Genomic DNA, 2,948 nt, shown 5'->3' with positions numbered 1-2,948 from the left:
CCGGACGACCTCAAGGTGAGCCTGATCATCCTTCTAATCATGCAACAAAGCCGCTTTATTTTGTATCTTCAGATACTGAAAAAGTTTAAGGTTTTACTAAGTTTAGGTGTTCAAGGCGATGGCTCAACTCACGGCAACGGATGTTTTAGCGCGAATTCGAGCGGGGTATCCCCTTAATCGAGCGGAACTTAGCGGCATTGATCTGAGCGGACAATGTCTAGACGAAGGCCGTTTTGCAGACGCCTATCTTCGAGCAGCCCATCTACAGGGAGCCTCCTGTCGAGCGGTGAATCTATCCGGTGCAACCCTCATTTTAGCCGATCTCTCCGAAAGCCACCTGACCCATGCCTGTCTTGATCGTGCGTCCTGCATCCAGGCAAATCTAAGTCATGCCGTACTTAAACACACAACGGCGATCGCCGCTAAAATGTACGGCGCTTGTTTAGAGGCGGTCGATGCTACCCGGGCGTGTTTCGATCATGCCGATCTCCGCACTGCCACCGGGGGGCGATCGCGCTTTATTCATGCCTCTCTGGTGGACGCTCGCTTAGAAAATACTAACTTTGGGCGTGCTAGCTTTGAAGGGGCGCAACTTAGTCGTTCCCAATGGCAAAATGCCATTGTCTACGGTGCGTCATTTGGTAGTGCAAATTTAGATCAGGCTGACCTGTCGGATACGATCTTAGTCGGGGCAAATCTCTCAGAAGCCCATGCTCTCAGTGCCAATTTCCAGCGTACGGATTTGACAGGAGGAACCTTGCGCTGTACTCAATTAGACTGGTCGGATCTGTGGAATGCTGTTCTAATTCGGGCCGATCTACGACAGAGTTCCCTCTACGGAGCAGCACTGGAGGGTGCAAACTTAACTAATGCTAATCTAGCGGGTGCAGACTTGCGAAATGCAAATCTTGAACAGACCCAGCTTGAGGGAGCGTGTTTTGAAAACTGTCGGGTGAAAGGTGCAATCTTTACCGATGCAACTGGACTTTCAGCGGAGCAAAAACAGTGGCTTAAGCATCATGGTGCGCTGAATGTTGGCTAACGCGATCAGCGGGCAACTACCATTCGTCTATTCGCTATACCAAAGAACATCGGCTACGCCATCGGCTGGATTAGGTAAGGCATCGCTTGGCATATTAAGCAGCACCTTTGTTTGGTCTACCGAGCCTTCTAAACGACGGTCAACCCGATCGGGAATGCCATAGCCGTAGATCACATGGCCTGTACCTGCAAGAACAACGACTAAGGTATCCGGAGACGTTTGCTTAAAATTGGCGATCGCCTCAGCCATCGTTTCATCCCACACCACCTGAGCCGCAAAGAAATTGTCGAAATTAAAATCGCCGTGACTACCATGACTGCCAAAGGCCTCTCGCACAAAGGCTTGATAGTCCCTATTGGTCGTATCAATATCGCTGAGGGGGGGAATGTAGCGAAAATCGTTCTCACTCAAACCAGTCAGTCCAGATTGCGCCACTTGACGCACCACTTCACTGGGTGCGTTCAATGCCAGTACCGGAATTTGATTCGCTTTCGCAAACCGCAGCATTGGCGCATAGTACTCCCAGGGGAACCCCCAGCGCTGCTCATACTCGCTCTGCTCTACTAGTTCCGCCTCCGAGAGTTCCCCCGCCAAATATTGATCGATGACGGACTGAAACGGTTGTTGAAACATCTCTAGGGCGATCGCCATATCGGGATGTTCAGCATAGAGGGCTTCAATAATCTCAAGCTGGGCGGCATGATCCGCAGGACGGTCGTGATGCTCGCCCAAATACACAATATCAGCGTTCAATAAGGGCTGAAGTTCCTCCCCATCAAGCCTAGCCCCTGCCTGTACGACAACTGAAACGTCCACGGCAGAACAGGACGCAGGAGTAGCCAGCATCAGCGCACCACCCAGGATTACTAGACCGATCTGCCGTCGGCTGCGTCGCAGGGGCATGGGTCAACCTCAAAACTTAGGACGGTTCATGCCACAGTGTAACGTCAACGCGATCGCCCTCGCCAGATCCCAGAGGTTGCTTCTATGGGTGCTGATAACGGCTGCTTAACACTACAGATGCTTCAGTCGTTCTGGTGTGCTCACTCTCCAAGAGATCTTGCCTCAGTAGATCGCTGAATTCACGGACTGGCGATTGGGTGCAGTGTGCCCACAAAGGGGCGATCGCGCCTTCAAAAACTACATTCCGTAACAACTCCGACGATCCCGCCATTGGGCTTGTCTATGCTAGAAATAGCCTAATTCTTACAAATCCGGAGTATGGGGTATGAAAAGGCTGATCGGACTCATGATCGTTTTAATCCCCCTTGGAATGGCGACAGCAGCAGGGGCAGAACCTGCTAAAAGCGGCGTATTAGAGTTGGGGGCACACCAGGTGGGCACAGATTCGATGGCCACCTTTGATGGCGAGCGGGTGACCAACGCCACGAACCAGGTTAACCACCAAAATAACTCTCCGGGGTCTGCTCCTGACGCTCAATCGTCTACGCAGTCGTCTACGCAGTCCTCGCAGAGCGATCGCGCTCCCAACATTCTGCCGGAAGGAATGGTTGTGCGTCCGTCAACCTTTGGTGGCGTAAGTGTTGGTGTTGAGTTTTAGAGTCTTTGAGTGAGCTTAGAGACTGGTACGTGGGGCTTACAGGGTGCGGTAAGTCCTGTGGCTTAACGTCAGTCAGCATTAGCGGAGGAGCTATGCACAGCCTGCATGACGCAGCAGCACAATTGAGACTCTTGATCCCAAGATGAACGTCACGTGAACCCATGCTCCAAAGCGATTCCCCTGATACAGTGGCAACATCGCCTGGGGCATAGGATTTCTAGGAAGAGGTCGATATTCGCTGCTGTGAGGTTGTCCTATGCGTTTAAGTGTTGGTTGCGAGATCTCGTTTCGGGCAACGGTTGCGACCCCAATGATTTTGATGCTGCGACCCCGGAGTGGGCTGGG

The 2,948-nt window shown here is 52.2% G+C and carries 3 protein-coding genes; 2 read left to right on the top strand and 1 reads right to left on the bottom strand.

Features of this window, described 5'->3' with window-relative positions:
* Positions 1-118: 118 nt before the first annotated feature.
* Positions 119-1,042, top strand: coding sequence for a pentapeptide repeat-containing protein (locus IGR76_10320; GenBank protein MBF2078890.1), 924 nt, complete (start codon positions 119-121; stop codon positions 1,040-1,042).
* A 27-nt stretch (positions 1,043-1,069) separates the two neighbouring features.
* Here the strand turns inward: IGR76_10320 and IGR76_10315 are convergent, their stop codons facing one another.
* Positions 1,070-1,945: a ChaN family lipoprotein gene (locus tag IGR76_10315; GenBank protein MBF2078889.1), complete on the bottom strand. Its 876-nt coding sequence runs from the start codon at positions 1,943-1,945 to the stop codon at positions 1,070-1,072.
* Positions 1,946-2,270: 325 nt separating this feature from the next.
* Between IGR76_10315 and IGR76_10310 the strand changes: the two genes are divergently transcribed.
* Complete coding sequence (locus IGR76_10310; GenBank protein MBF2078888.1) at positions 2,271-2,603, top strand: hypothetical protein; 333 nt, start codon at positions 2,271-2,273, stop codon at positions 2,601-2,603.
* The last annotated feature ends 345 nt before the right edge of the window (positions 2,604-2,948 follow it).

This window comes from Synechococcales cyanobacterium T60_A2020_003 (assembly GCA_015272205.1).
Lineage (GTDB): Bacteria > Cyanobacteriota > Cyanobacteriia > RECH01 > RECH01 > JACYMB01.
The sequence above is the reverse complement of the archived record's forward strand: the minus strand, read 5'-3'. Positions and strand labels throughout refer to the sequence as shown.

Excerpts from the sequence above, each read along its gene's own strand:
- IGR76_10315 (MBF2078889.1), bottom strand. The coding sequence starts at position 1,945 with ATGCCCCTGCGACGCAGCCGACGGCAGATCGGTCTAGTAATCCTGGGT.
- IGR76_10310 (MBF2078888.1), top strand. The coding sequence starts at position 2,271 with ATGAAAAGGCTGATCGGACTCATGATCGTTTTAATCCCCCTTGGAATG.
- IGR76_10320 (MBF2078890.1), top strand. The coding sequence starts at position 119 with ATGGCTCAACTCACGGCAACGGATGTTTTAGCGCGAATTCGAGCGGGG.